Consider the following 24,670-nt stretch of genomic DNA (forward strand, 5'->3'; position numbering starts at 1 on the left):
AAAAACCCTTCCTTCCCCGTCTGTATGAGGTGCAGAATTAAAATGCGCCGGTCCATTGTTTGCCGGACGAGCAACTGTCAGATGAACGCTTGTCTTTGTTTTATATTCTTCATTTGGACGGGCAATATGTAATTTCATAATTAACAGTTAGAAATTGAATCCCAAACAGCCACATTTCGTGAACAGCTGTTAACCTGCTTGCACACGGAGCTTTTATAAGAAAGGTTTCAGATAATGGAAGCGGGCATGTCCCGATTCTTGTTCTAAGATAAATTCCTTCATCCCCAGCACCGCTTTTTCTCCGCCTGCTGGTCAAAATCAGGTTCTCTTTGTTATGATAAGGCTTTAAAATGCCTGTCATGTTACTGAAAGGAAGCGGCAGAGAAATATTCATGTACCCCTCTCCTTTTGAGCGATATACAGAATACAGCGCGGTGAAAATGGTTTCGTTTTTTTCATTTGTTCTGATCCAGGCACGCACCTTTTTTCTTCCGTCTTTTTTTGAATGGACACCTTTTATTGTACTGTGCATCCTATACCAGTCAGGGTTCGTTGACAGGTGTATTTGTCCGGTTCTTTTGCTGATGTATTCATACATTTTCGCAAAGGGCTGAAACCAAGTGCTCCACGTCACTTTTGCTTTTACCTCATAATCTTTCGTCTGTTCATAAAATGAAACAATCAACGGTTTCAAATGCTCCGGTGAAAAATCGTTTGAACGAAGGTTTCTCATATCATCCACAAGTCCGCTATATTGAATGTTATTCTCAGCGTGAATGTTGTGCAAAAAGTTCTTTCCGATAGTTTTCTTTCCGTATATACGGCTGAAAACCTTGACACTCGCATCCGAGGGCTGAGGATTTTCTTTTCTCCATCCTGCTAGAGCCGGCAAAATGACACCGAATGCGTTCACGACACCGTGTATCCAAATCATTTGGCTGATGGTCAGCGTGACTTCTTGCCGAAATACACCGAACGAGTAAACCAAAGAGAAACAGATCGTTATCATTAAAACGAGAGAAGACATTCGGATAAGCACTTTGCCTGTCTTACTGCGAAAAGCTGTCTTAAATATTAAGTATGAGTTGAGATAAAGTGCCGCCATATAGATACCAACCGCCAAGATATCTAGTGTTTTTGAGTATGTTATTCCGAGTGCGATGAGGAGCGGCGACAGTAAAATAATCCATGTCCCCCAACCGTACATAACCCGTTTTTCTCTATGGACTCTGCCAAGTAAACCATTAAAGATCGGGATAAGAAAAGCAGAATAGTGAAAATGAACAGCTGTGAGCAAAATAATGAGAGGACCGAAGTGCAGGATTTGTAAATGTGCAGCATAGGCAAAAAACCAAAATCCCCCTCCTCCCAAATAAACGAGTCCATATAAGATAGATGTTTCCTCTATTCTATGTATTTTTGTTTTCGAAAGCCGTAACATACCATACAGAGCCAACAAAGCAGTGTATATCCACCAGATCAGTGCAAAATACCCGACATCTGTCACAAGGGCTAATACCGCGAAAACAGCTGCTGCAGGATAGATGTGCATCAATAATTTTTCCAAAGATCGAATAGACCTGTGAACCGATTGATGAAAAACAAAAGGAAAAATTCCCGGCACAAAAAAGAGAATGGAAAACAAGACAAGCGCCTCCGCAACTGATATGTCGGGAGCTTCAGATGCAAGAAACCAGATGAAACAAAGCGCACGAATGATGCCGTGTCGTTTTAACATACTTCTCCCTCTGTTTCCTGAAACGTCCCTTTATAATAAAAAAGAGTGCCAAGAATTGCATTTTCCACATGAACTTGAATCGTGAAGCAGTTGTTGCTTTCATCAAACGTTTCGCAAACAGTGGAATTACCGCTCAGCCATTTTGGCAAAGGAATCCTTTTCCCGCATATTAATAGCCATTGCTTTCCTGATGTAATGTGGAGAGACCCGTCAGAGAGTGCTTCAAAAGTTAAAACGGACAGCAAAATATGAGGTTGGCCGAAAAAATCAAGTATTCGTTTTTCACTTTCGTCGTATACCATAACTGCATCAAAGAAACGCTTCTTATCTTTAAAGACAAAAGTCCGATTCCATTCAACCCCCGTATGTTCTTGCTCCGTAAGACATGTTCTGTTTTTAATTGTAAAAGGGATGTCCTTTCCTCTCTCTGAAAAGAAACATCTAAAAAACACCCCGCACTTCAGCAGCATTCTGACCAAAAAAGAACCTCCGCTTATTTCTGACATCGTTCCTCTTCCGCTGAATGTATGTGACCGGTCTAATTGATAACGTTTCTGCAGCTGGGGATGTAATAGATGATAATTTATAATTGTTTTTTTATACAATGAACTCACCATTTCACTTCTTTCTTTTTTCGTTCCGTATGCCGAGCGCTTGGAAGCCGGAGACTGATCAAGCCGCTTGCCGCAGTAACCACACTTAATAGTAAAGAACATATTCCGGTATCCAGAAAAGCGTAGACAGCAAAGATACAGGCCTGCACAGCATGAAGTATCCATTTTCTCTTTAATGGACTCAGCCATAAAATGCCCAAAACTATTATCGCTGCTCTTGCCATGTTGTTCGTTTCACGATCTGCAAATCCGTGGTAAAACCAAAACAGACTAAAAAACAAGCACGTCAGCATATAGACAAACGCATAACGGATCAATTGTTTCGGATGTTTATTTTGTTCAATCCAAAGTCTCAATGAATCAAAACTCCATGCTGTTGCCCAGCCCATCAGCGGCCGAAATAATAAACGGTCAATCCATCTTCCCAGAAAGCCATATGCCGTTTCATATTGATACTGTGTCATAAAGGTAAGCTTCCCGTTATCATGCTGTATGTATTTCCAATACCCGCTGCCTTTTTTAATCAGGGATAACGGATGGTTGGAGGAAAAGGCCAGGGAGGATACTCTTTGAGAGGAATGCAACTTCGTTCCCGCGGTTTCCCCAGCACCTGACACCTTTAATCCAAAGCCAATTCTTGTCTCGTAAAGAAACCTCTGCGGTTCATTTACCCCTCTATGCAAATACGTAATGTCAGAAAACCGCAGATCCCATTCCTTATGTAGCGATGGGTTTTGCGTATATTCCCAAAGCTTGTCCAGGTCAGATGTCATCTCAATTTCTACATAAATCGGCTTCTGTTTCACAGCCCTCCCCCCTTCTTTTCAAGAAGTTCCTATATTCATATAGATAGGAGAAAAATATGTTATCATTAAAATCTGAGTTCAAAGCCTTCTACATCATCTGAAACCTCCACAGGTATCCCCATAATGGTTTTAGGTTTGGAAACGCAAACAAAACGCATCTCTTCTTTTAGCTGCTGAAATGCGCTTTCATTAACTGCAATTTTGGCCGGTTTTCCCGGACTATTATCAATGGCCGCTTTAATTTTACCGAGCATGCAGAACCCTCCTATTTACAATCTCATCAAGTTAGAAAAAGCAGAGATATCAGCAAAATTACATTAACAACAGCCAAAATGCCTGAAATATATGCTATGCTCTTCCTTTTTCTCCAGAAAAACAGCACATTGGCAAATAACACAACGCTGATCAGTGCATCAAACACCCGCCATGCTAATTGATTTAAAAGAAATCTTTGTTCAAAAAAGCCTATTGCAGCCACACAAATAATGAAGAATGAAAAGATGATAATATATACTTTCCACTCTCTTGCTGTATTTTCGTATTTTCGCATGAGACTTCCACTGCCTTTCATCAACAATATAACAATAAAAGGATACTCAATTCAATTTCAATCGTGGAATTTATCTATTGAAACACTTGCCGACAACACGTTCAGCATCATTTATACACACTATGGATATGATTTCGTTAGATGATATAAAATTTGCGTGAAAGTCTAAATTGAATAATGAGGAGAAATATATGGATATCAAGAGAATACATTATGGGATATTACGAAACATATATTATTAGAGGGGCCTATTCAAAACATTTAGGAGACAGTCTCAACTTCAGAAGGCATAGCAAAGTGGATTATGCCGAATGATTTTCAGCTGCCGGAAGGATATAAATTTCATTTACAATCACCATTTGGACCATCTCCTTGCAAAGTTTGGACGGTTCATGCCTCCGGCGAGCTTTCTTTTGAATGGGATACCGCTGGATGAATTGCTACATTTCAATTAACAGACATAGGGAAAAAACAGAATTTACTCTCATCCTCAGCGGATGGAAAAAGCCGAACGAAATGATTGGTAAAGCTCGGGATAAGATGGATGACTGCTGAACAGGCATGGTGAATCCTTCGCATGGCGGTTCAAGAGTGAGATATTTCATTCCTCATACAGTATAAAAAGAGAGAGCCCCTCTCTCTTTTACTCTGACAAACTTATATTCCCTGTACTTTATCTCTCAAATCAATCGTAAAACGTCACTGTTTTTGATTTACCAGAGTAATCAGTAACAAAGAATTCTGCCTTGTTATTGCTTCCATCTACAAATTTTCCTATACTGCTAAAGGTATGACATTCTCCGGGTGAAAAATAATTAGAGCCCACATATTCATCGGGGTTGTCACCAGGATCATCCTCATATAGGTGCAGCGATACAGAGAAAGGTGTACTTCCTGAAAGACAAACTCTAAAATCGCCTCCGCTCGAGTATACCGTCGGACTTGAATAAGTATAGGTGTAAGTTCCAAGCTTATCCCACTCTCCGGCTCCAGTAGTTCCCGCTTTTTCTGCATGTGCCGATAATGGAAAAACCGCAGCGAACATGAAAACAGACAGGTATCCTATTAGCTTGTTGAATCTCTTCATTACGATCTCTCCCTTATGATAATAATAGCAAGTTACAGTTATATTTGTATCACCCCCTTTAAATAAAATCGCAGGTATGTGTAAGGCATTGGAAGCTTCATACGTTTTTATCATCAGCATTTTTTCCTGAAGAAACCACATCATTCTCCATTCGCCTTTGTTTACAAAACATTCGAAACAGACGTATTCTCATTTGAACCGCCATCTTTTATAATTTGTTAATAAGGTTGTACTTCAAACAGGAGGAGGAAAAATATCATGGAATTAAGCGTCACAAAAATGTTAGTTATTTTATTTGTAGGCTTTTTAGTGTTTGGTCCTGATAAGCTGCCTGCGCTTGGCCGGGCCGCTGGAAAAGCCTTAACAGAATTTAAAAAAGCGACCAGCGGATTGACTCAAGACATAAGAAATAGTGGTTCAGAACACAAAGAAGACAAGCAAATGTAAGGTAAAATGATTTGGCGGCCGATGAACATCGGCTTTTTATATTGATTTGTTTCTGCGCGATCCCTCGGTTTTCCTCTGATTATCCTCAATTTTTTTGGACAGCCCTTTTTTGAGTTTGTGATTTAAACTGTCCAATCCGTAAAATCTAACTTCCATATAATAAAGCGTATGATCATAAAAGGAGGGGTATTTATGGGTTATTTCAAAAAATATAAAGAAGAGTATTATACGGTTAAAAAAACGTATTACAAGAAGTATTACGACTATGACAAAAAATATTCTGATCACCATGACAAAAAAGATTACTACTGTGATTATGACAAAAAACATTATGATCACGACAAAAAAGACTATGACTACGTTGTAGAGTATAAAAAACGTAAAAAACACTGCTAATACTCCATTTAATCTCCTCAATTTTGCTTCCCCGGTCAATGGCCGGGGGTTTTTTTGCAGAAAAAACTGTCTATATGAATTATAGGTCTAATGTTATTTGCTCCTTAATGCCGATTTATCAATAAAAATTGAACATTTAGTACATAGTTTAATTAGTTTTATTATAGACCTATGGTGTCAATTTATAAACATAACCCATTCATAAACATGAGATTTTAACGATTTTGTCGATTTATCTTAATAAAAGAAGTTCCAAAATAAGGTATAATAATTAGCGAAACCACTTTTAAAAGGGGGAATTTTGTTGAAAAAAGTATTGATTGCAGGTGCAGTAGGAACAGCTATTCTTTTTGGAACCATTTCTTCAGGTGTTCCAGGCCTTCCAGGAGCAGACACTCAAGTAGCCAAAGCGGCTTCCCAGCTGCCTAAGGGAATCGGCGGACGCGCCTACCTGAACAGCACAGGCGCTGTTTTCACGGCTAAAATTAAGCTTCCCGACACAGTGAACATCCAAGACTCTGTCTCTACCCCTTATATTTATTCAGGCTTTAGCGCAAAAAACGGAACTGAAGCAGATATTGGTCTTCAGTACAGCAAACAATACAACGTATGGAAACCGCTCATGAAAGTCGGTTCTAAAAATGATGAAACGTATATCGAAGGAAAAGAGAAATTCACTTACAATAAAGGGTTTCGTCCCGGAAGCACAGTGCAAATGACGATCTACAAAAACTTGAACGGGAATACTCGCATGACCCTCTGGGGAACGAACAATGATGGCTATACCGGACGTATTATCATGGAAATCCAAGGAACGAACATTGGCACTCTATCGAAATGGAAAACACTTGCCACCGCTGCGGTTTCATCTGAAAGCCAGCGCTCTGCCATTAAAGCAACTTTTTCAACAACTTTTAACAATATTACAATCGACAATAAAGCAGTGACACCTGTCGTAGATACACAGGATTTTGCAAAAGTCCTCCCTTCTGGAAATAATGTTACGATTTCTGTTAATAAATAAAGAAGCATCAAAAGGCCGCTGGCAATGCCGGCGGCCTTTTTTTCGTTGTAAAACCTGAACACTTCATTTGTCCTCAGAAGCCTGATAAATAGAAATCCTTATACACTCACACTGATTAAAATAATTAATCTCATTCCATACCATGTCGCTATTTTCCACATTTCCTCCTGCATTACTTAAAGATCTACCTTTTTTTGTTTAGCTGAAAGGTTTTCGAAATAGTTACATTCTTTACATGCCAACCACTGTAGATCTGTTCTTATTTTGCATTTCAGATATTTGCTATTCCGCTCTCCTCCAAATAGCTTTTTCTTTCCACTTCCACCTAAACCACACACCAAATCTTTAACATTTTGCTGCTTCACAATCCCCTTTTTGATTTTCATATACCAATCCAGTACAATATTCAAAAACCAAAAGGATGATGAACATGTGTGGCAGATTCACCTTATTCTCAGCATTTGAAGACATCATTGAGCAATTCAACATAGATCATTTCTTGCCTGAAGACGAATATCACCCAAGCTATAATATCGCGCCGTCACAAAACATTCTTACTATTATTAATGATGGCTCAAGCAACCGCCTTGGAAAATTAAGATGGGGTCTCATTCCTCCTTGGGCTAAAGATGAAAAGATCGGTTATAAAATGATCAATGCTCGTGCTGAAACATTGGCCGAGAAACCCAGCTTTCGAAAGCCACTTGTAAGTAAACGTTGTATCATCCCAGCTGACAGTTTTTATGAATGGAAACGCCTTGATCCAAAAACTAAGATTCCTATGAGAATCAAGCTGAAATCATCCAATCTTTTCGCTTTTGCCGGCTTATACGAAAAATGGAATACACCTGAAGGTCATCCGCTCTACACTTGCACAATCATTACGACAAAACCTAATGAGCTTATGGAGGACATCCATGATCGAATGCCGGTTATTTTGAGTTGCGAACATGAGAAAGAATGGCTGAACCCTAAAAATACAGATCCCGATTATCTCAAAAGCTTACTGCTGCCATATGATGATGATGACATGGAAGCATACCAGGTTTCATCATTCGTTAACTCACCTAAAAACAATTCACCTGAGCTTATTGAACCCCATTAAGCACCGCTGCCAGATTGCTTTATATATCACCTTCGGCCTAAGCTTTATAAAACGAACGTGTACATGATCAAAAAACAATCCCTTATGTGCCATGCGTTATTTTTAGACCAATGGTTCAGTTATGCGCACAATTTTTAAATTGAATCAATTAAAGATATAGAGCATTTCTCTGTAATGAGAAATGCTTTTTTCTTGCCCACAGTGAAAAAGGTAGCTATAAAACAACAAGAAAATCATCTATTTCAATGTTTTTTTATTGTAAAACGATAAATAATGTGCTACATTCAAATCGACAATATTAGGTGAGGTGCTTTTTATGAAACGAGGATCAACACTCTTTTTAAGGATAGCTGTTATTCTGATTGGAATTCCAGTTCTTGCTTTGTGCATATTTTTGGTGCCAGAGATAGCGAACTTTGCAGCGGAATTGTATCCAGATATTTCTTATCTAAAATATCTCGTTTATATCGATTTGTATGCAGCGGCAATACCTTTTTATTTCGCTCTGTATCAAGCCTTTACACTTTTAAGCTATATTGACCGGAATAAAGCTTTCTCGGAATTATCAGTAAGAGCTTTAAAGAAAATAAAATACAGTGCAATCACAATCAGTCTTTTACTTATGGCAGGCATGCCACTCTTCTATCTCATCGCGGAGATGGACGACGCTCCAGGTATCATACTAATCGGATTGGTCCTTATATTTGCCTCAATGGTTATCGCAGTCTTTGCTGCTGTTCTCCAAAGGCTTTTGCAAGAAGCTATAGATATAAAATCAGAAAATGATTTAACAGTCTGAGGTGAAAACAATGGCAATTATAATCAATATTGATGTGATGCTGGCTAAAAGGAAAATGAGCGTAACGGAACTGTCCGAGAAGGTTGGAATCACGATGGCTAATCTTTCTATATTGAAAAATGGAAAGGCAAAGGCTATTCGATTATCAACTTTAGAGGCGATTTGTAAGGCTTTAGAATGTCAACCAGGAGATATTTTGGAATACCAAAGTGATGAAGACACCCATGATTAATAAAGCAGGAATCATTATGAATGGAAAAGATAATGACTCGGCAGTGATTCTATGCACATAACCCTATGTCTATTTAGCTAACTTTGGAGGCAAAAATTCATGAAAGCATTTAAACAGCTCATTTGTTTTGGTTGGGAGCAGGCCCTATCATGTCTGTTTCCTGTCGTTATTTTTGCCTCTTTGGCAATTACACAAATCATACCGCTTCCCCTCCTGCCACGGTATGACTGGCTGCTCATCATCTGCCTCTTCATGCAATTGTGGATGGTGTATTCTGGACTTGAAACTCGGGATGAATTAAAGGTAATCACAATGTTCCACCTGATTGGACTTGCTCTTGAACTTTTCAAGGTACATATGGGCTCCTGGTCTTATCCGGAGCAGGGATATTCCAAAATTTTTGGAGTGCCTTTGTATAGCGGCTTCATGTACGCAAGTGTAGCCAGTTATCTTTGCCAGGCATGGAGGAGGCTAAAGGTTGAACTGGTTAAGTGGCCGCCGTTTTGGACCGTGGTACCTCTTGCCGCTGCGATTTATTTAAATTTTTTCCTCCACCATTATTGGATTGACGTCCGCTTTTGGTTATCCGGACTTGTCATGATCGTCTTTTGGCAATCATGGGTCACATATGAGGTGAATGGAACTCGTTATCGTATGCCACTCGCCCTTTCATTTATGCTCATCGGATTTTTTATATGGATAGCCGAAAATATTGCAACGTTTTTTGGGGCTTGGGAATACCCAAACCAAACCGATGCATGGAGTCTTGTTCATCTAGGAAAAGTGAGTTCATGGCTCTTGTTAGTGATTGTCAGCTTTCTTATAGTCGCAACGTTAAAACAAGTGAAGGGAAAAAATTCCACCAGGGTAGATACTAGTCCATTTTTATAATTGTTAAGAATCTTCTTTTATAAAAGTCGGATCCTACATAGTAAGGAATTGGCATACGAAATTCTGAATAAGATAAACTGTAAAAAGCAACGTTTAATTTGTTGCTTTTTTCTTTATAAATAGCTGCCGGAAAAATAGAGGGCTATTTCAGTAAGATTTCGACCAGGCAGTAATGATTTAATCAACATCAGCTCTCGTTTAGAGAGCTCAGTCGTTTGGACTTAATCTTATGTCTTTCTAACTCAACCTCCATAAAGGAAGTCGTCAGGTTGAATAAGGTGAATGAATAGCTTATGTCATTTAACGCTCGGCATTTATTTCTTTTGGAAGCTGTGATGGCGCTTTGGGAACTTTTCGCAGTTTGTTATTGATGACATCAGAGGAATAAAGTGTAACAATCATACTTCCCTCATTTCGTTTGGCCCGAATTAAGACCGGTTGGTTATATTGATTATGAAAGCGAAAGTCAGGGCCTCCCCAGCTTACTGTGGCATCACGTCCGGACGGCACATATGGTACGCTTCTTGTATGAGAATAGCGCTGAACGATTTGCAGCCCCGCGCGATCGACAGCATTAAATAAAGTTGATGACACCTGACAAATTCCCCCACCTACACCTTCGGACAACTCACCCTTCACAATAATAGGCGCTCGCATGTAACCTTTGTCCTGCGTTCTCATCCCAACAACTTGATTAAAAGAAAACGTCTCATTAGGAAAAACAACATGATTGTCAATTGCTTTTGCAGAAAGGGAAATATTGTGTGATCGGCTTTTATTGCTTGAATTAAAATAAGTTACATACTGGCCTAGCTGCTGCGTACTGATATGAGCAAGCAACTCGCTGTCAACTTTCGGATAAATGTTTAATTCCGGCACTTCTATATTGGATGGGCCATGACCAAAGAAATAGGCGTAAAATTTCTCCTTAAACGCTTGTTGATAAAGTCTGTAACCCATTTTCCCCGGGATGATGATTCCTTGATCGTTAAGCTTGGCGTTTATGGGCTCCCGGTAAATTTGTTGATCAAGCCGTTTGATGAACTTACGGTATTTTTCATGATCAATCATTGGGGTCCCGGGAAGAGGCATCGTAAAATCTTCGCGGTTAACTGTGGCAATTTTCCGTCCTTGTTGTGTGATTGTTAAACTGTCAGATGGCTCGCTTGGCTGAGCTAATAATAAAAGGCCGGTGATCCAAATTTGTATCATAAGTCGGCACCTCCCGACAATTAGTATGAGCAGGAGCTTATCCTTTGATGTATTTCAACTTATCATAGCGTTCTCAAGCGCCTGGTCTTTGTTTGAACACAAAAGTCAAAGCAAACAATCAGTGCCCTCGCTAAGAAAGCTTGAACAATTGTAATTGCAGTTCTTTTGCTTAAGAGATTTTAGTCAATGTCTGCTTCAGCATCCACCATATCTCTTCACTGCCCATTGGCTGACATCAAAACAAATGTCAGAATCATGGGCACTATTTTTATTTAGCAGTACTATCTGATCCTCGGTCACCGTATCGATCCTCATCTCTTTACAAGCCTTATGTATCAGTTGCTCGAAGTAAAGAAATCAAAAGTGAACAATCCGCAAAAAAGAATTAAAAACGAGAGTACTGACAGCTTCGGCCGTCGGTTAGCATCTACTCGTTAGATGAAGTGTTTGCTGTTGAATGATTTCAGTTAAGGTTGAATAAAATCAAATTGAAAGCATCCAACCATTGATATTAAGAATTTATTGAACGGCTAAATGCGCTATATACTACTCTATAAGAAGGAAGGAAGCGTCGATGACAAAGCTTTGCCGAGAAGTTTGGATCGAAGTAAATCTTGATGCCATAAAAAAAAATGTGCGAGCAATACGCCATCATATACCAAAAAAGAGCAAAATTATGGCTGTCGTGAAAGCGAACGGTTATGGTCATGGGTCAGTAGAAGTGGCGCGACATGCACTGGAACACGGGGCGAGTGAGCTCGCTGTGGCCAGCGTAGAGGAAGGAATCGTTTTACGAAAAGCGGGAATTACAGCACCTATCCTTGTGCTTGGTTTTACATCCCTTAGTTGTGTGAAAAAGTCAGCAGCTTGGAATATAGAATTATCAGCATTTCAGGTTGATTGGATTAAAAAAGCTAACAGAATATTGGAAAACGAAGAGAGTACTAGTCGTTTGGGTATTCATATAAATGTGGATACTGGAATGGGTCGATTAGGTGTACGCACAAAAGAAAAGCTTTTAGCAGTAGTGGAAGCATTAACAGAAAGTAAATTCCTAAGATGGTCAGGTATCTTTACACATTTTTCTACAGCTGATGAAGCTGACACCACACTAACTAAGCTACAGCATGAAAAATTCATCAATTTTCTCAGCTTTCTAAAGAACCGCGGCATTGAACTGCCCACCGTGCACATGAGCAACACGGCTGCAGCTATCGCTTTTCCTGAATATTGTGCTGATATGATTCGTTTAGGTATCGGTTTATATGGTTTATATCCTTCAGACTATATCAAACAACTAAACCTCGTTAAGCTCGAACCTGCATTAAGTTTAAAGGCACGCATCGCTTATGTGAAAACCATGCGGACAGAACCCCGAACCATTAGTTATGGTGCTACATACATCGCAGAACCCGAAGAAGTCATTGCTACACTCCCGGTCGGCTATGCTGACGGTTATTCTCGCGCACTTTCCAATCGCGGGTTTGTTCTTCATCGCGGAAAACGAGTGCCGGTGGTAGGAAGAGTGACAATGGATATGATCATGGTTAGTTTAGGAGAGAGTGAAGGCAAACAAGGAGAGGAAGTTGTGATTTACGGTCATCAAAAAGGAGCTGAGATTCCCGTTGATGAAGTTGCTGAAATGCTTAATACGATCAACTATGAAGTGGTGTCTACATTAAGCCGCCGCATCCCCCGTTTTTATATAAGAGATGGCGAAATTTTCAAGGTATCAACTCCAGTAATGTACGTGTAGATTTTTTGCTTAATAAGAGGGATTCATTTTTACACACTTACCCCCTATCCCTTGCAATTGAAAAAAGAGTATCACAATATCAATGGGAATTTTAGATTTACTTTTCGATTGATATTGTGATACTTACGTTACTTAGCTGCTGTCTTTGCCTTGTTTTGCAGAAAAATTGAGTCCCAGATCCAAAAGATTACAGCAAATGAGATGCTCAATAAGTAAATTTCGTATTCCATTAGAAAGTCTAAGGTATTTTTTGAGTCAGTTATCACAGCAAAGAATAACCATACTAAGAAGGAAAAGAATATGTATATGAGTAAATAATTGAGGTTAAACCTTTTTGGCTTGCGATTTAAGAAATATTGAACAGGTGCCGCAAACATTAAATATAAGAGATAGAGAATAACACTTATTAAGAAGTATGGAATGTAGCCATCATGATTAATGCCAAAAACATAAACAACAGCGGCTGATAACGCTGACAAGACATGAACAAATATGATCCTTAAAACTTGCATGTTATTACCCCATTCATTCAGTTAATTAGATTTGGTCTTAATCACATTTTCGATGTCTTTTTTGGTGTATGCACAAACAGAATTGGTCGTAGGAGCAAGGATAAACAGTTAATTCCCCTGTTTAGAGAGTACACTGTCCCTCGAAAAGTTAATTCCTCAGAAAAGATTCATAAAAGAAAGCGATAATCATATTTACCGCAACTAAATGGATAAAGAAATGAAATAGTGTAATTTGCTACAGTCTATTAAATGAGCGATTGTGAATCCTGATCCGGAAAGAATGTAGCAAAAAACAAATACGACCGTTTCCCTACCGAGCAAGATAGTTTCTAATTTACATTTATAACGACTGTCGCCTACTGCACCAATTCCTTTAAAATCAAGATTTCAGCCTTTTATGACCCATAATTCACTTCCAAAACATCTTCCAGTTAACATACAACACATGTATATAAATGTAAATGGAGTGGTGTAATTGAACCTTAAAAAATGTTATTTAGTTCTGCTTTATCATTTGGCATGCTAATTTCCGCGGTTCCTGCATGAGCAGCTATACTTATACCCTTAATGATTACTCAATCGGGTTTTACATAGCTATATATACAAAAGTGATTTAAACTTAAGGAGCTTTTCAGCTCCTTTTTCACTTGTTTTAAACAAGATATTTCTTACTATGCGGTCTTTTATGTATGAAATCAAATGCGCACTGTTTGTTGCAACAATTACTTAACATTTTCTTAATTCTCAATGTTCCCGACTGAATGACCCTTATTAAGTACTGATCTACGATTATATTGAAAAACAATGGACGCTCTATACTCAGAGATAAAGAAACTGTTTGAAGAAATGGAGAGGATCAAGAAGTTCTTGCAAATTACAGTTGATTAGAAGAAAGACACAAGATGTTGCTGTATTCCTCACGAGGAGAATCGTCACAAACTTACAGGATTCTAGTAAAAAATTCGTTATTATCATTATTTTGACCGATGTTCCCTTTTAAAAGAATCATGTATGATCGACACAGAAAACGCTTTCAAAAGAAAGGGGATACCAACATGTCTAATCGTATGAAACGAGTGTTGTTGCTTCTTGTTACTGGGTTGTTTATGAGTTTGTCTGCATTCACTTCTACTGCCTCGGCTCAAACAGGTGGATCGTTTTTTGACCCTTTTAATGGCTACAACTCTGGATTTTGGCAAAAAGCAAATGGTTATTCGAATGGAAATATGTTCAACTGTACTTGGCGTGCAAATAACGTATCAATGACGCCATTAGGGGAAATGCGTTTGGCGCTAACAAGTCCATCTTATAACAAGTTTGACTGCGGGGAAAACCGCTCTGTTCAAACATATGGCTATGGACTTTATGAAGTCAGGATGAAACCAGCTAAAAACGCAGGGATTGTTTCATCGTTCTTCACTTACACAGGCCCAACGGATGGAACTCCTTGGGATGAAATTGATATCGAATTTTTAGGAAAAGACACAACAAAGGTTCAATTTAACTATTATACAAATGGTGTAGGAAACCATGAGAAGCTCGTGGATCTCGGATTTGATGCTGCCAACGCCTATCATACGTATGCGTTCGATTGGCAGCCAAACTCTATTAAATGGTATGTCGATGGGCAATTAAAACATACTGCGACAAGCCAAATTCCGACAACACCAGGTAAGATCATGATGAACTTGTGGAATGGTACGGGTGTAGATGAATGGCTCGGTTCCTATAATGGTGTGACACCGCTATACGCTCATTACGACTGGGTGCGCTATACAAAAAAATAATGCCAAATGTGATAAGAGCCTGCTGCCGCAATCTAGCCAGGCTCTTATGATTGTAATGTGGATGCCGATTACACACTTCTGTAAGCTTCCGGATTGCCTTCGAATACGTATACACTTGTAAAAACAGAAAAATTTTTATAAATGTTTTGCACATCTTGATAATTTGTTCTAACTTTTGAAAAATTCATTTCAAAAATGAGAAAACTAGTTTCTATTTTCTTTGTCAGTTAAGCTTCTTAAGAATGGACATTTAGATAGTTCTGTATCATTATCTCTTAGGAAATACTGTTTCCATTCGTGATTATCTACATTTCCGTAACTGTTTAAAGCAGGATGAATGGAAATGGTATCATATTTAGTAATTCTTTTTCTTACCTGTTCTTTAATCTTTTTAGCGTATTTTTCGTTCTTATTAAATTCTTGAAGAACCCAACGTGGAGTAATGGCCATCATCATATAAGGAAAATGCCTACTCTTTCTCTCTTCATGCTTAGGGGTGGCACAATACATAAAATACTGTTCCCCATGAAAACAGTATTCCCATTCATGTTCTGATGGATTTTGAGGAATATGAATGGGCCAATCCTTCTCATCTAGATCATGCAATTTGTTAAGTTGCTCCCAGAACAATTTTTCAAAATCCTCTACACTGCTGTTATTAATAAGTTCTTGAGGTGTGTCAAAGAATATAATCAACGTTGTATACTTTCCGTAATCCCTACAGTTTATCGTGAACTCTTTTAGTAAATTGGCTAGTTCTAGGGATGTTTGATCTTTTTGAGGTTGGCCTACAAATCCATACCTGAGATGCCCAAGTGAGAAAGATTGAGTAGCTGGAATACATGGAAAAAGATGTTCTTTGTCTTTCATTTTGTTACGAAAAGCATTCAGTGCATCCCTTTGCCAAGGTAAAAGACATTCTTGGCAAAAGTCTTCACTACCTCTAATTAAGTTTGTCATACAATAGCCTCCTAACTTCAATAGACTATTGCAAAAGTGTTGCATAGGTGATTGTCCTAGAAGTAATTGGGCCACTGTTCTTATAACACTCCTATGGTTGTACGGTCTCCCACTTTTAAATTAAAGAAGAACCAGAGTTTGGCTCGGTTCATCTCAATAATCCAGTATTTATATTTATGATTTATGTCCACCAGTAAGCCCAGCTCTGTGAAGCGCAGTTCCTGCAGGTGTGTAAGAAACTGCTCTTAGTATCGCTTTCGATCCGTATTTGCTTCTAATTCCATCCATAACGAATCCAAGCTTCCTTCTCTTCTCGTTATCCACTTCAAATAAACTCAACTGCTGATGAACATCATCCTCAATATTTGACAGTGTGACTGAGATACTTCGCACAGTCTTACCCGAGTAAAACGTTTGAAAAAGCATCAAGCAGCATCTATAAATATCCATCGTGATATTTGTGGGAAGATCAATTGTTTTGGATCGATGAAAACCACCACCAAGCTCATCCTTGCTGTATCCAATTCCCAGGCTGATTGTTCGGCCAACTTTATTATGCGTACGTGCCCTTCTTGCGACTTCCTCACAAATCTCTAACAGAACAGCCTTAATCTCTTCTCTCCTTGTATAATCCCTCAGTAAAATCTGACTCTTACCGAAACTAATTTGACCCTGCATCAACGGAGCACCTATTTCAGATAAATCGATTCCATGAGCATGATAATACAACTGGTTCCCCATTATTCCAAATCTCTTCTCAAGCAACTCTAAGGGAAATTTAGCTAACTGACCTACAGTTGATATCCCCATTCGGTTCAGGTTTCTTTCCATCCTCCCTCCTATTCCCCACATTTTAGACAACGGGTGAACCTTCCAGAGTTTATTTGGCACATCTTCATATCTCCAACGTGCAATGCCACTCTTCGTTTTCTTACTCTCCAGGTCAAGTGCAAGCTTACTTAACAACATATTGTCACCAATCCCAACTGTACACATAAGCCCAAATTCTCTCCACATGCTGCTTTGTATTGCTTTAGCCATTTCTTCAGGATCTTCTTTTCCTGCATCTAAAAAAGATTCATCAATTGAATACGTATGGACACATTTCTCAGGAACAAATCTGTAAAACAGCTTTGTAATCTCAGTCGAAACTCTGATGAAAAGCTTCATTTGCGGATTTACAATGTTTATTCTTGGATCTTCAGGTATCTCGAACAGTCTCGATCCTGTTTTGATTCCAAAATCTTTTTTAAGTGCAGGAGATGCAGCTAATACTACACTTCCCTGTCTCTCCGTATTCCCTACAACAGCAAGATAGCATGTTAAGGGGTTCAAACCCATTGTGACAGCCGATACAGAAGCATAAAAGGATTTCATATCGACACAAAGTATATTTTTACGTGGAAATTGTGAGTAATCAATCATTGTATGTGACTCCTATGATGTTATTCATGTTGATATAGACTGTATTGTCGTTCTGATCTTTAACGTGTAGCTTTTGTTGTTCAAAATTAATGTAATGGACTCTGCCGGTGACATTTTCAACGAATCCGTTGTTAAAAAGCTTCAATACCAGCTCTTTATTAAATTCAAGCGCTTCAGAAACAAGAATATCCATCTCTTCAATTTGTTGAGCGTCTAAGGACGGCTTTTCAATTTTTGATACATCAAGTAAGTCTTGTTTAAGCTGTGTTAAGTGTTCTGGGAGCATCATTGATGTCCATTTGATTGTCCCTCGATCTCTAAGCAATTAGGCTCACTCCTTTATTGATCTAATATTAACAGAACGAATGTTCTCTATTCAATATAAACAAGAACAAAAGTTCGATGTAAATGTTGGTAATACTATTTCCTATCTAAAGACACAAAAAATAACAAGGGCGACAAAACCCTTGTTATTTTTTATGTGGCCGAGAGGGCTGGTTATTCACCCACTAGGCCCTCAACATAATAAATTATGAAAGCTTGTTTTATTACAATCTCTATCTTCCTTTTTAACATTTCTATATGTTTTGACGAATTATAGATTAAAAAAGAAAAAGGTACCGTTTGGTACCTTTTTTATCTTTATTTCGTATTTCTTGTGAATTTTGGTAGTCCGAATATAATGGCTAGGATGCCGCAGATCCCGATTAAAACAGGATAGAAAGAGTAATGCAAGATGCTGACAGGTGAAATATTTCCAAACTTCCCGGCCGACAACATCTGCGCGCCATAAGGAATTAGGCCTTGTATCACGCAGGAAAAGATATCTAAGATACTTGCCGACTTTCTATTGTCGATTTTAAATTCATCAGAGATATTTTTGGCAATCGGCCCAGCTGCAATAATAGCAATCGTATTATTGGCAGTAGCTAGGTTCGTAACGCTGACCAATCCGGCAATACCGGCTTCAGCACCTTTTTTCGAATGGATTCTTTTAGAAATAACCCCCAGTAAAAAGTCGATCCCTCCATTTTGTTTCATAATGCCGACCATTCCGCCAATTAACATGGAAAGGATAATAAGATCAGACATTCCGGCAATTCCATCCGTAATTGATTTAAAATAAGACTCAAGCGTCAAGCTATCGCTTGCAAACCCTATAATTCCTGTTAAGATCAATCCGCCAAAAATGACAGCCACCACATTAAAACCAATTAACGCAAAAACTAACACGGCAACATAAGGAAGTACTTTAAACCAGCTGTAAGATTCAGCTCCGATATGTCCCACATGTCCTGTCGGTATAAAAAATAATAAAATGACTGTTATGATAGCAGCAGGCAAAACGATCAAAAAATTCGTTTTAAATTTATCCATCATTTGTGTTTTTTGTGACCGTACTGCCGCGATGGTTGTGTCCGAAATAAAAGAAAGATTATCTCCAAACATAGCTCCCCCGACAACAGCTGCAATAGCGATTGCAGTGGGCAAGCCAAGTTCTCCGCTCAAACCGGCGCTAATTGGAGTAACTGCTGCAATCGTCCCCATTGATGTTCCCATCGAAACAGAAATAAAACAAGCAATGATAAAAAGCCCTGGCAGTATAAACTGCTGCGGAATAATGCTCAAAGCAAGGTTGACGGTTGAGTGTACCGCTCCCATCGCCTCAGCTGCAGAAGCAAAAGCACCTGCTAATATAAAGATGATAACCATAATAATGATATCAGGATGTCCCGCACCGGAAGCAAACCATTCTATTTTCTGATTGAGCGATTGCTTCTGGTTAAATAAAAGCGCAAAAGCAGATGCTATAATAGCCGCAATCAATATTGGCAATTTATAGAAATCTCCAGTCAATACACCGGAGCCGACAAAAAGCCCTACAAATAATACTAGTGGCAATAGCGCCCAAGGATTTCCATTTTGTTTCATCTAAGTAGCCACCTCTAATTTCAATATCAAAGCCGTTAAACACAGTCTAAGCAACATTCCATACTTTAAAAGGCTACAGTAAAAAAGTCAAGCGGGAAAATAGTATAATAATTATTAAATTAATAACAGAATTGAAAGAAGGATTTTTCAAGGAGAGGAAAAAACACACCTCATCCACAGATTATTTGGAAGATCCTATACAAATAAGGTTAGGTCTACTTAGATTAAACAACGAGCAAGCCCTTGGATGGGCAGTTTTTTCGGGATGACCATCCTCGCTTTCATGAAAGAAAAGCCACTGATTGTTTATTTCGGTCTGTTTAAGGAAGCTATGAAACTATTTGCAAATTGGACAAGAATCAGAAAAGAAATTGATCTGACTGAAATACGTCTATAATGTATACTGGGTTCAAAATAGAAAACATTGGAATCAACAGTTATGAGATGAAATCGATGTAGATTAAAACAGCTGCACCTAATTGGTGCAGCTGTTTATTTATGCATCACTTGCTGTCATTTCTTTTTGAATTTATTTCTCATTGTCAGCTAAACCGTATTTTTCAAAAATGAATATTCTGAAAAAGTGAGATGGTCAGAAGTAGTGTTGATAGGGTACCGGCAGACATTAAAGTTATTATTTTTCGTCCGTTTTTCCCTTTACCATTCTCTTTCGAAGATTTTACCAGCTCTCGGGATACCGCACTCCATATAACTATAGATGCTATAGCCACTATGAAAATCATTTCTGTAGACATATTTAAGCCTCCTTCATTTATGATTTCATTTTCTCTAATTTTAACATATATCATTCCATTAAATAGTCCTTTTTGATTTAGGACAGGTGTCAGCCTTCTGGTATTACCACTGTAACCAGAGCCGAGGTGCGCCAACACCTACTATTGCTTTATGGATAAAACGATTATTTTATTTGGAACACAGGACTTTATCGATGACCAAGTGATATTATCCATGATTCAGTTCAAATTCTTCTCTTGTCATCCCAAAGCAAATACCATCATAATAAGCTCCTTTAGTGAAAATGATATTTCTTAGTTGTCCCTCTTTCATGAAACCTAATTTTTCATGCAAACGCATGGATGGATTATTAAAAGAATATACAATTATATTTACTTTTTGATAGGCTAGCTCTAAAAAGAAAAAGCGAAGAACCATCAAGATCATTTCTTTGGCGTATCCTTTACCTCTATATGGCTCAAATACAGCCAGATAATAATCGAAGGTACCATTTTTCCTGTCACAATCAAAGGTTTCAATCATACCAACGATATTATTATCTCTATCAACTGCAATAAAACGGAAATCATCTTTTTCCAATTGTTCTTCTATCCATTCTCTCATTTTATTAGCTGAACGAGGAAAATGGAGCGAGTCCATATTTCGTAAAATTTCATCTTCTAATGATTCAAATATAACGATATCTTCAGGTTGAATCGCTCGTAGTGTAAGATTTTCCCCTGTCCAATAAGTAACTGCCATTTTAACTTTTCCTCCATTTATCTCCATACTTTGCTTAACTGTTTAGAAAGTCATCATCTAATTCAATGTAGAGAATTCCATCATCTTCTTCATCAGCTTCAACTGGTTCATCAACTAAACTTAAGATAAACACCTCAAACGTATTGGCAATCAGGAAAAAGTCTTTATCTGGATGACTTAATTCATGATCCCAAAACCATACCTTTTCACTATCGATGTTCATGCATATTTCATTCCCGCCTGCAGCTTGCAATAGGAATTATATTTCTAGGAAAGCGATCAGAATATGTATCGCGCTTTCTGAAGGCTGTTATAATCGTTCGCTAAACCATAAAAACCCTTTAACAATTGTGTATCATCGTCCTTACCCATCCAAGGTTCCTTCTCTATAGGTTTATAGCAAACGTCATACTCAATCTCATCTGTTGTTTTTTCACTTTCTAGATAACATCCTCCATATTTCTTCAAAAAGTCCTTTTAATCTGAAGGTAATTGATTGCCTATATTCATTTCAATCTCTTTGAGTTGTCCATTCCTTTGCCTGTTGATTCCTGCAGCTTTTTAAAGTCTTGCTGAATAAATAGTTTGTTTGATTCTGTTTCAGCGTATTCTGTTTTTAAATCCTCATCAAGCTTGTTTAGCTTATTGATTGTTTTTTACGTTTGTCATCTGCAAATAAAAACCTTCATTTCCAATCCAGTGAAAACAGCTCCAAAAAAGAGATCACTGATACCTCAAGCAAACTTGAACAATCAGGATTAAATCTATTAGCACCATCACATATTTTTTGGAAGAAGATCCTAGAAGAGAAAAGAGTTAAATGGGGAACTAAAGAACGTACAGCGTATAGAAATTGGTACGATAAGAATATGGCAAAAAAACTTGGGCTAATTTTGAAAACCACCATCAACTTTCAAGGGAATATGGCAGCGGAAATATGACTGGGAATTTAATTCCTTTGGATAAGAGCTTCCGTAGAACAGAAGTCAATCCATGGTGGGCTTCTTACTAATTATAAGTAATAAAGGACTATAATTAGAGTCCTTTACTCATCTATGTTTTCATAATAAGCTTTAATATTCCTTTCAACTTCCCAATACTTATTTCCGTTTGAGCTTAAAAGCCGATCAAACCAAATTTCAAAATTCGCTTTTAAATCTACTGCTTCATCAAAATGATCAATCGAATCCAAATAAAATAAGTAATCTAAGTCCCCTTTTTCATATCTATTCGAATCTATAACATATCTTCCATCAAAATGATACCCAATCAAAAGACACTTTTCTGGAAGGTCTTCTGTTTCATTGTATTTCAAAACATCATCAATACTGAGTATTTCAATTCCATCAAGAAACTCCAATCCATTATGTAGAGCTAGTAACTCCTTATAGTCCTTCGGTAAACTTACATTAAAATGAGACTCTAATTTTCTAATTTCTCCTTCTGTTGCGGGTTCTTTAAATTCAAATGTAGCATCTTCTAATACGAAACCGCCTGGTTGAATCATTGGAAAATTGCCATACTTCGAAATAGCTTCTTTAATACCGGCCAGTGTCAAATGAATAAGTTTGCCTTCTTCCATATCCTCCCCCCTCTATCATCAATTTTCTAGATTTCACCATGTCATGCAGTTACAATGAAAGTATTACTAATAGGACAGCAATGTGATACTAGGAAACAATTTTATTCATTAAAGAAGCAGCATTAGTGGTGAACAAAATGTAAGTGTTATTTACTGTTTTAATCACTACCCTATCTGTAGATCCATAAGGAAACCCAATCCTTACTGCGCTTTTCTCCTCTCCTCCATAGTTTTGATCAAGGAATACATCGCTAATTTCTTTAATTGGTATTTCAATTTTGGATAGCTGCCAATTGATAATTAAGTTATCATTTGATTTCTCAACTTTAATCCCTAGCATAATCTCACTTCCTTTTAATTATGAATCAGTAAAATTTTAACATGATCTAATCAATCTTAGACTGAAATAAAAACATGTTAAGGAAAAATTAAATTCACAATAATTGGATACAGGATTATAATAATTGATGACCTACCGATATAGTTAGAGAACAAACACTCTAAAAAGGGAAATGAAATTGAAGAAAGTAATATTAGGCTTTGCTGTATTCACTTTAAGCTTTCATTGGCTGCCGGCGGCTCAAATGATACTGAAGAACCTAAAGAAACACAACAAGTTTCTAGGAATGCTAAACAGACAGAACAAAAGGAAGCTAAACAAGAAAAGGCTGCTGACAAATCTAAGGCAAAAGACAATAAGGAATTGGTAGATGTTACATTAGATAGAGTTGTTGATGGAGATACGATTAAGGTGAAATACAACGGGAACGTTGATACAGTTCGTTACTTACAGTTGAGACTCCTGAGTCTAAAAAGCCAGACTCTTGTGTTCAGCCATACGGTGAGGATGCATCTAAAAGAAACAAAAAATGGTTAGCGACGGCAAAATGCAATTAGAATTTGATAAAGGTGACCACCGAGATAAATATGAGAGATTGTTAGCTTACGTTTATATCGATGGTAAGTCTGTTCAAGAAACATTGTTAAAAGAAGGATTAGCCAGAGTAGCATATGTTTATGAGCCAAATACGAAATACATAGATCAATTCAGGAAAGATGAGCAAGAGGCAAAATCAGAAAAGCTTTTTATAAGTGGAGTAAGAATGGTTATGTGACTGACAAAGGATTTAATGGCTGTGTTAAACAGAAAGATGCTGCGGTTAAAAAGGCGACAACATTTAAACCGGCAGCTAAACAGCCTACTACTCCAAAGGCATCAAGTGAAACTTCGACTACAACTGAAAACGAAGCATCTTCAGCGTCAACTGGAGAAACAGAAACGTTTAAAAATTGTACAGAGTTAAGAAAGAAATATCCGAATGGAGTGCCTAGCTCCCACCCTGCTTACCAATCAAAAATGGACAGGGATCATGACAACTATGCTTGTGAACGTTAATTGAAAGCCCTTTGTGGCTTTCTTTTTTATTTCTAGGATTTGTTAATCATTGAGTAAAAATATTAGAACTTCTTCAATTTCTTTTTCTAAGTCATTATTATTTAAATTAAATAATGTTCCACAACCGCTTCCTATAAAGCCACCGTAGTAATACCACAAATCCATGGTGATGCAGTCTAGATCTTCATCATAGGCTTTTGCAGGTTGATAAAAATTAATTGTTATTTGTGAACGGTATTCTTTTTCCAAGCATCTCTCAGCCGTTAAATCATTTATTACATCTCCATCTATGTCTCTACAAACTTTGATGCTAAGATTTGGTTTACCCTGAGCTTTAAAAACATCTATATACTTATTTTGCAGCTTTTCGGATACTACTTCCCCCAGGCTCTCCAGCTCAAATATCATTTGTTTTAATTCTAGATTTATATCCTTTCCTGGAATCTGTAAATAACCTTCATCGAGAGGACTTTGATTTTTCTGTTTCTTAAGTAACTGTCTTAAAACTTTCCACACAGTGTTGTCCTCCTTTGGCTCATGTTTCGCATCTCCTGCTGTTAGAACACAAGTTTCCCACAATAATAAAGATGGCTGCTGTTTACCTTCCTTTTTTATTGCGGAAGTATGAACGGCAGCCTTATTGATTTAGAATACCCAAAAAATAATCACAAGCCAGGAGATAATCAAAGTTAAAATGAACCATTTTTCCTGCAAAGAAATTAAAGCGTAGCAAATATAAGAGATAGTTAACATCACAATAGAAGTGACCTTAACATACCATCCAATAGATTCATTGGAGAATGCATAAACAAATAAAGAGATAAGAACAAGAACCATAAATATGTTCCCTACAGTCTTTAATATACTCTTTTTGTCATCAAAGTTCATAATTTCAACCTCCAAAATATGTATATTATATGTT

General features: G+C 37.8%; 27 protein-coding genes and 4 pseudogenes. 11 read left to right on the forward strand and 20 right to left on the reverse strand.

Going from position 1 to position 24,670, the window contains the following annotated elements:
- Nucleotides 1-109: 109 nt before the first annotated feature.
- From LJF29_RS05635 to LJF29_RS05655, 5 genes are all read right to left on the reverse strand, one after another.
- Nucleotides 110-1,738, reverse strand: coding sequence for a YndJ family protein (locus LJF29_RS05635; protein WP_229147470.1), 1,629 nt, complete (start codon nt 1,736-1,738; stop codon nt 110-112).
- Complete coding sequence (locus tag LJF29_RS05640; RefSeq protein WP_229147472.1) at nt 1,732-2,352, reverse strand: DUF4166 domain-containing protein; 621 nt, start codon at nt 2,350-2,352, stop codon at nt 1,732-1,734. The genes LJF29_RS05635 and LJF29_RS05640 overlap by 7 nt, the downstream gene beginning before the upstream one ends.
- Nucleotides 2,349-3,158, reverse strand: a complete 810-nt coding sequence (locus LJF29_RS05645; protein ID WP_229147474.1) for a hypothetical protein — start codon at nt 3,156-3,158, stop codon at nt 2,349-2,351. The genes LJF29_RS05640 and LJF29_RS05645 overlap by 4 nt, the downstream gene beginning before the upstream one ends.
- A 65-nt stretch (nt 3,159-3,223) precedes the next feature.
- Entirely contained in the window at nt 3,224-3,412 is a 189-nt protein-coding gene (locus LJF29_RS05650) for a hypothetical protein (protein ID WP_010334394.1), read from the reverse strand.
- 26 nt (nt 3,413-3,438) lie between these two features.
- On the reverse strand, nt 3,439-3,708 hold the full coding sequence (locus tag LJF29_RS05655; RefSeq protein WP_010334393.1) for a hypothetical protein: 270 nt from the start codon (nt 3,706-3,708) through the stop codon (nt 3,439-3,441).
- A gap of 187 nt (nt 3,709-3,895) precedes the next feature.
- Between LJF29_RS05655 and LJF29_RS05660 the strand changes: the two are divergent.
- Nucleotides 3,896-4,263: pseudogene (locus tag LJF29_RS05660) on the forward strand (SRPBCC domain-containing protein).
- A 130-nt stretch (nt 4,264-4,393) separates the two neighbouring features.
- Here the strand turns inward: LJF29_RS05660 and LJF29_RS05665 are convergent.
- Nucleotides 4,394-4,795: a hypothetical protein gene (locus LJF29_RS05665; RefSeq protein ID WP_168749435.1), complete on the reverse strand. Its 402-nt coding sequence runs from the start codon at nt 4,793-4,795 to the stop codon at nt 4,394-4,396.
- A gap of 258 nt (nt 4,796-5,053) precedes the next feature.
- On the opposite strand from LJF29_RS05665, the gene LJF29_RS05670 reads away from it, so the two are divergent.
- From LJF29_RS05670 to LJF29_RS05680, 3 genes are all read left to right on the forward strand, one after another.
- On the forward strand, nt 5,054-5,242 hold the full coding sequence (locus LJF29_RS05670; protein ID WP_010334390.1) for a twin-arginine translocase TatA/TatE family subunit: 189 nt from the start codon (nt 5,054-5,056) through the stop codon (nt 5,240-5,242).
- 192 nt (nt 5,243-5,434) lie between these two features.
- Nucleotides 5,435-5,638 carry a spore coat protein CotC gene (gene cotC / locus LJF29_RS05675; protein ID WP_168747932.1) on the forward strand — a complete coding sequence of 68 codons (204 nt, stop codon included), beginning with the start codon at nt 5,435-5,437 and terminating at the stop codon, nt 5,636-5,638.
- A 301-nt stretch (nt 5,639-5,939) separates the two neighbouring features.
- On the forward strand, nt 5,940-6,662 hold the full coding sequence (locus LJF29_RS05680; protein WP_168747931.1) for a YrpD family protein: 723 nt from the start codon (nt 5,940-5,942) through the stop codon (nt 6,660-6,662).
- Nucleotides 6,663-6,838: 176 nt separating this feature from the next.
- Here the strand turns inward: LJF29_RS05680 and LJF29_RS05685 are convergent, their stop codons facing one another.
- Nucleotides 6,839-7,048 (reverse strand): hypothetical protein, encoded by a 210-nt coding sequence (locus LJF29_RS05685; RefSeq protein ID WP_229147476.1) that lies wholly within the window; start codon nt 7,046-7,048, stop codon nt 6,839-6,841.
- Nucleotides 7,049-7,092: 44 nt separating this feature from the next.
- Here LJF29_RS05685 and LJF29_RS05690 point away from each other — a divergent pair, with 44 nt between their 5' ends.
- The 4 genes from LJF29_RS05690 (at nt 7,093) to LJF29_RS05705 (ending at nt 9,689) form a co-directional block, all read left to right on the forward strand.
- Nucleotides 7,093-7,767, forward strand: coding sequence for an SOS response-associated peptidase (locus tag LJF29_RS05690; RefSeq protein ID WP_229147479.1), 675 nt, complete (start codon nt 7,093-7,095; stop codon nt 7,765-7,767).
- A gap of 316 nt (nt 7,768-8,083) precedes the next feature.
- Nucleotides 8,084-8,566 carry a DUF2975 domain-containing protein gene (locus LJF29_RS05695; RefSeq protein ID WP_229147482.1) on the forward strand — a complete coding sequence of 161 codons (483 nt, stop codon included), beginning with the start codon at nt 8,084-8,086 and terminating at the stop codon, nt 8,564-8,566.
- A 10-nt stretch (nt 8,567-8,576) separates the two neighbouring features.
- Nucleotides 8,577-8,798, forward strand: a complete 222-nt coding sequence (locus LJF29_RS05700) for a helix-turn-helix domain-containing protein (protein ID WP_229147484.1) — start codon at nt 8,577-8,579, stop codon at nt 8,796-8,798.
- Between the two features lie 99 nt (nt 8,799-8,897).
- Complete coding sequence (locus LJF29_RS05705) at nt 8,898-9,689, forward strand: DUF817 domain-containing protein (RefSeq protein ID WP_229147487.1); 792 nt, start codon at nt 8,898-8,900, stop codon at nt 9,687-9,689.
- A gap of 300 nt (nt 9,690-9,989) precedes the next feature.
- On the opposite strand, the gene LJF29_RS05710 is transcribed toward LJF29_RS05705, so the two are convergent.
- Nucleotides 9,990-10,901: a VanW family protein gene (locus LJF29_RS05710; RefSeq protein WP_229147489.1), complete on the reverse strand. Its 912-nt coding sequence runs from the start codon at nt 10,899-10,901 to the stop codon at nt 9,990-9,992.
- Nucleotides 10,902-11,475: 574 nt separating this feature from the next.
- Between LJF29_RS05710 and alr the strand changes: the two genes are divergently transcribed.
- Nucleotides 11,476-12,657, forward strand: coding sequence for an alanine racemase (alr, locus tag LJF29_RS05715; RefSeq protein WP_229147491.1), 1,182 nt, complete (start codon nt 11,476-11,478; stop codon nt 12,655-12,657).
- A 128-nt stretch (nt 12,658-12,785) separates the two neighbouring features.
- Here alr and LJF29_RS05720 read toward each other — a convergent pair whose 3' ends face one another.
- Nucleotides 12,786-13,169 carry a UPF0715 family protein gene (locus LJF29_RS05720; protein ID WP_229147494.1) on the reverse strand — a complete coding sequence of 128 codons (384 nt, stop codon included), beginning with the start codon at nt 13,167-13,169 and terminating at the stop codon, nt 12,786-12,788.
- A gap of 1,055 nt (nt 13,170-14,224) precedes the next feature.
- Between LJF29_RS05720 and bglS the strand changes: the two genes are divergently transcribed.
- Entirely contained in the window at nt 14,225-14,956 is a 732-nt protein-coding gene (bglS, locus tag LJF29_RS05735; protein WP_229147496.1) for a beta-glucanase, read from the forward strand.
- Nucleotides 14,957-15,160: 204 nt separating this feature from the next.
- On the opposite strand, the gene LJF29_RS05740 is transcribed toward bglS, so the two are convergent.
- The 10 genes and pseudogenes from LJF29_RS05740 to LJF29_RS05785 all read right to left on the reverse strand — a co-directional run bounded on the left by LJF29_RS05740 (nt 15,161) and on the right by LJF29_RS05785 (nt 22,692).
- Nucleotides 15,161-15,916 carry a YqcI/YcgG family protein gene (locus tag LJF29_RS05740; protein WP_229147498.1) on the reverse strand — a complete coding sequence of 252 codons (756 nt, stop codon included), beginning with the start codon at nt 15,914-15,916 and terminating at the stop codon, nt 15,161-15,163.
- Nucleotides 15,917-16,090: 174 nt separating this feature from the next.
- Nucleotides 16,091-17,341, reverse strand: a complete 1,251-nt coding sequence (locus tag LJF29_RS05745) for a DNA polymerase thumb domain-containing protein (protein ID WP_229147499.1) — start codon at nt 17,339-17,341, stop codon at nt 16,091-16,093.
- The gene (locus tag LJF29_RS05750; RefSeq protein WP_229147588.1) at nt 17,334-17,627 is read right to left on the reverse strand and encodes a YolD-like family protein; all 294 of its coding nucleotides are present in this window, start codon (nt 17,625-17,627) and stop codon (nt 17,334-17,336) included. Before LJF29_RS05750 ends, LJF29_RS05745 begins: the two co-directional genes overlap by 8 nt.
- 356 nt (nt 17,628-17,983) lie before the next feature.
- Nucleotides 17,984-19,273, reverse strand: a complete 1,290-nt coding sequence (locus LJF29_RS05755) for a Na+/H+ antiporter NhaC family protein (protein ID WP_229147501.1) — start codon at nt 19,271-19,273, stop codon at nt 17,984-17,986.
- Between the two features lie 560 nt (nt 19,274-19,833).
- Nucleotides 19,834-20,028 (reverse strand): hypothetical protein, encoded by a 195-nt coding sequence (locus LJF29_RS05760; protein WP_229147503.1) that lies wholly within the window; start codon nt 20,026-20,028, stop codon nt 19,834-19,836.
- 208 nt (nt 20,029-20,236) lie between these two features.
- Entirely contained in the window at nt 20,237-20,770 is a 534-nt protein-coding gene (locus tag LJF29_RS05765; protein WP_229147504.1) for a GNAT family N-acetyltransferase, read from the reverse strand.
- A 34-nt stretch (nt 20,771-20,804) separates the two neighbouring features.
- Nucleotides 20,805-21,304: pseudogene (locus tag LJF29_RS05770) on the reverse strand (SMI1/KNR4 family protein); the annotation flags it as partial.
- A pseudogene (locus tag LJF29_RS05775) lies at nt 21,304-21,443 on the reverse strand (T7SS effector LXG polymorphic toxin); the annotation flags it as partial. The pseudogenes LJF29_RS05770 and LJF29_RS05775, both read right to left, overlap by 1 nt.
- A 372-nt stretch (nt 21,444-21,815) precedes the next feature.
- Nucleotides 21,816-22,352: an SMI1/KNR4 family protein gene (locus tag LJF29_RS05780; protein WP_229147506.1), complete on the reverse strand. Its 537-nt coding sequence runs from the start codon at nt 22,350-22,352 to the stop codon at nt 21,816-21,818.
- Between the two features lie 88 nt (nt 22,353-22,440).
- Complete coding sequence (locus LJF29_RS05785) at nt 22,441-22,692, reverse strand: PH domain-containing protein (RefSeq protein WP_229147509.1); 252 nt, start codon at nt 22,690-22,692, stop codon at nt 22,441-22,443.
- A gap of 178 nt (nt 22,693-22,870) precedes the next feature.
- Here LJF29_RS05785 and LJF29_RS05790 point away from each other — a divergent pair.
- A pseudogene (locus LJF29_RS05790) lies at nt 22,871-23,748 on the forward strand (thermonuclease family protein).
- Nucleotides 23,749-23,790: 42 nt separating this feature from the next.
- On the opposite strand, the gene LJF29_RS05795 reads toward LJF29_RS05790, so the two are convergent.
- Nucleotides 23,791-24,264 carry a hypothetical protein gene (locus tag LJF29_RS05795; RefSeq protein WP_229147512.1) on the reverse strand — a complete coding sequence of 158 codons (474 nt, stop codon included), beginning with the start codon at nt 24,262-24,264 and terminating at the stop codon, nt 23,791-23,793.
- Between the last annotated feature and the right edge of the window lie 406 nt (nt 24,265-24,670).

The organism is Bacillus sp. LBG-1-113 (assembly GCF_020708615.1).
GTDB lineage: Bacteria > Bacillota > Bacilli > Bacillales > Bacillaceae > Bacillus > Bacillus mojavensis.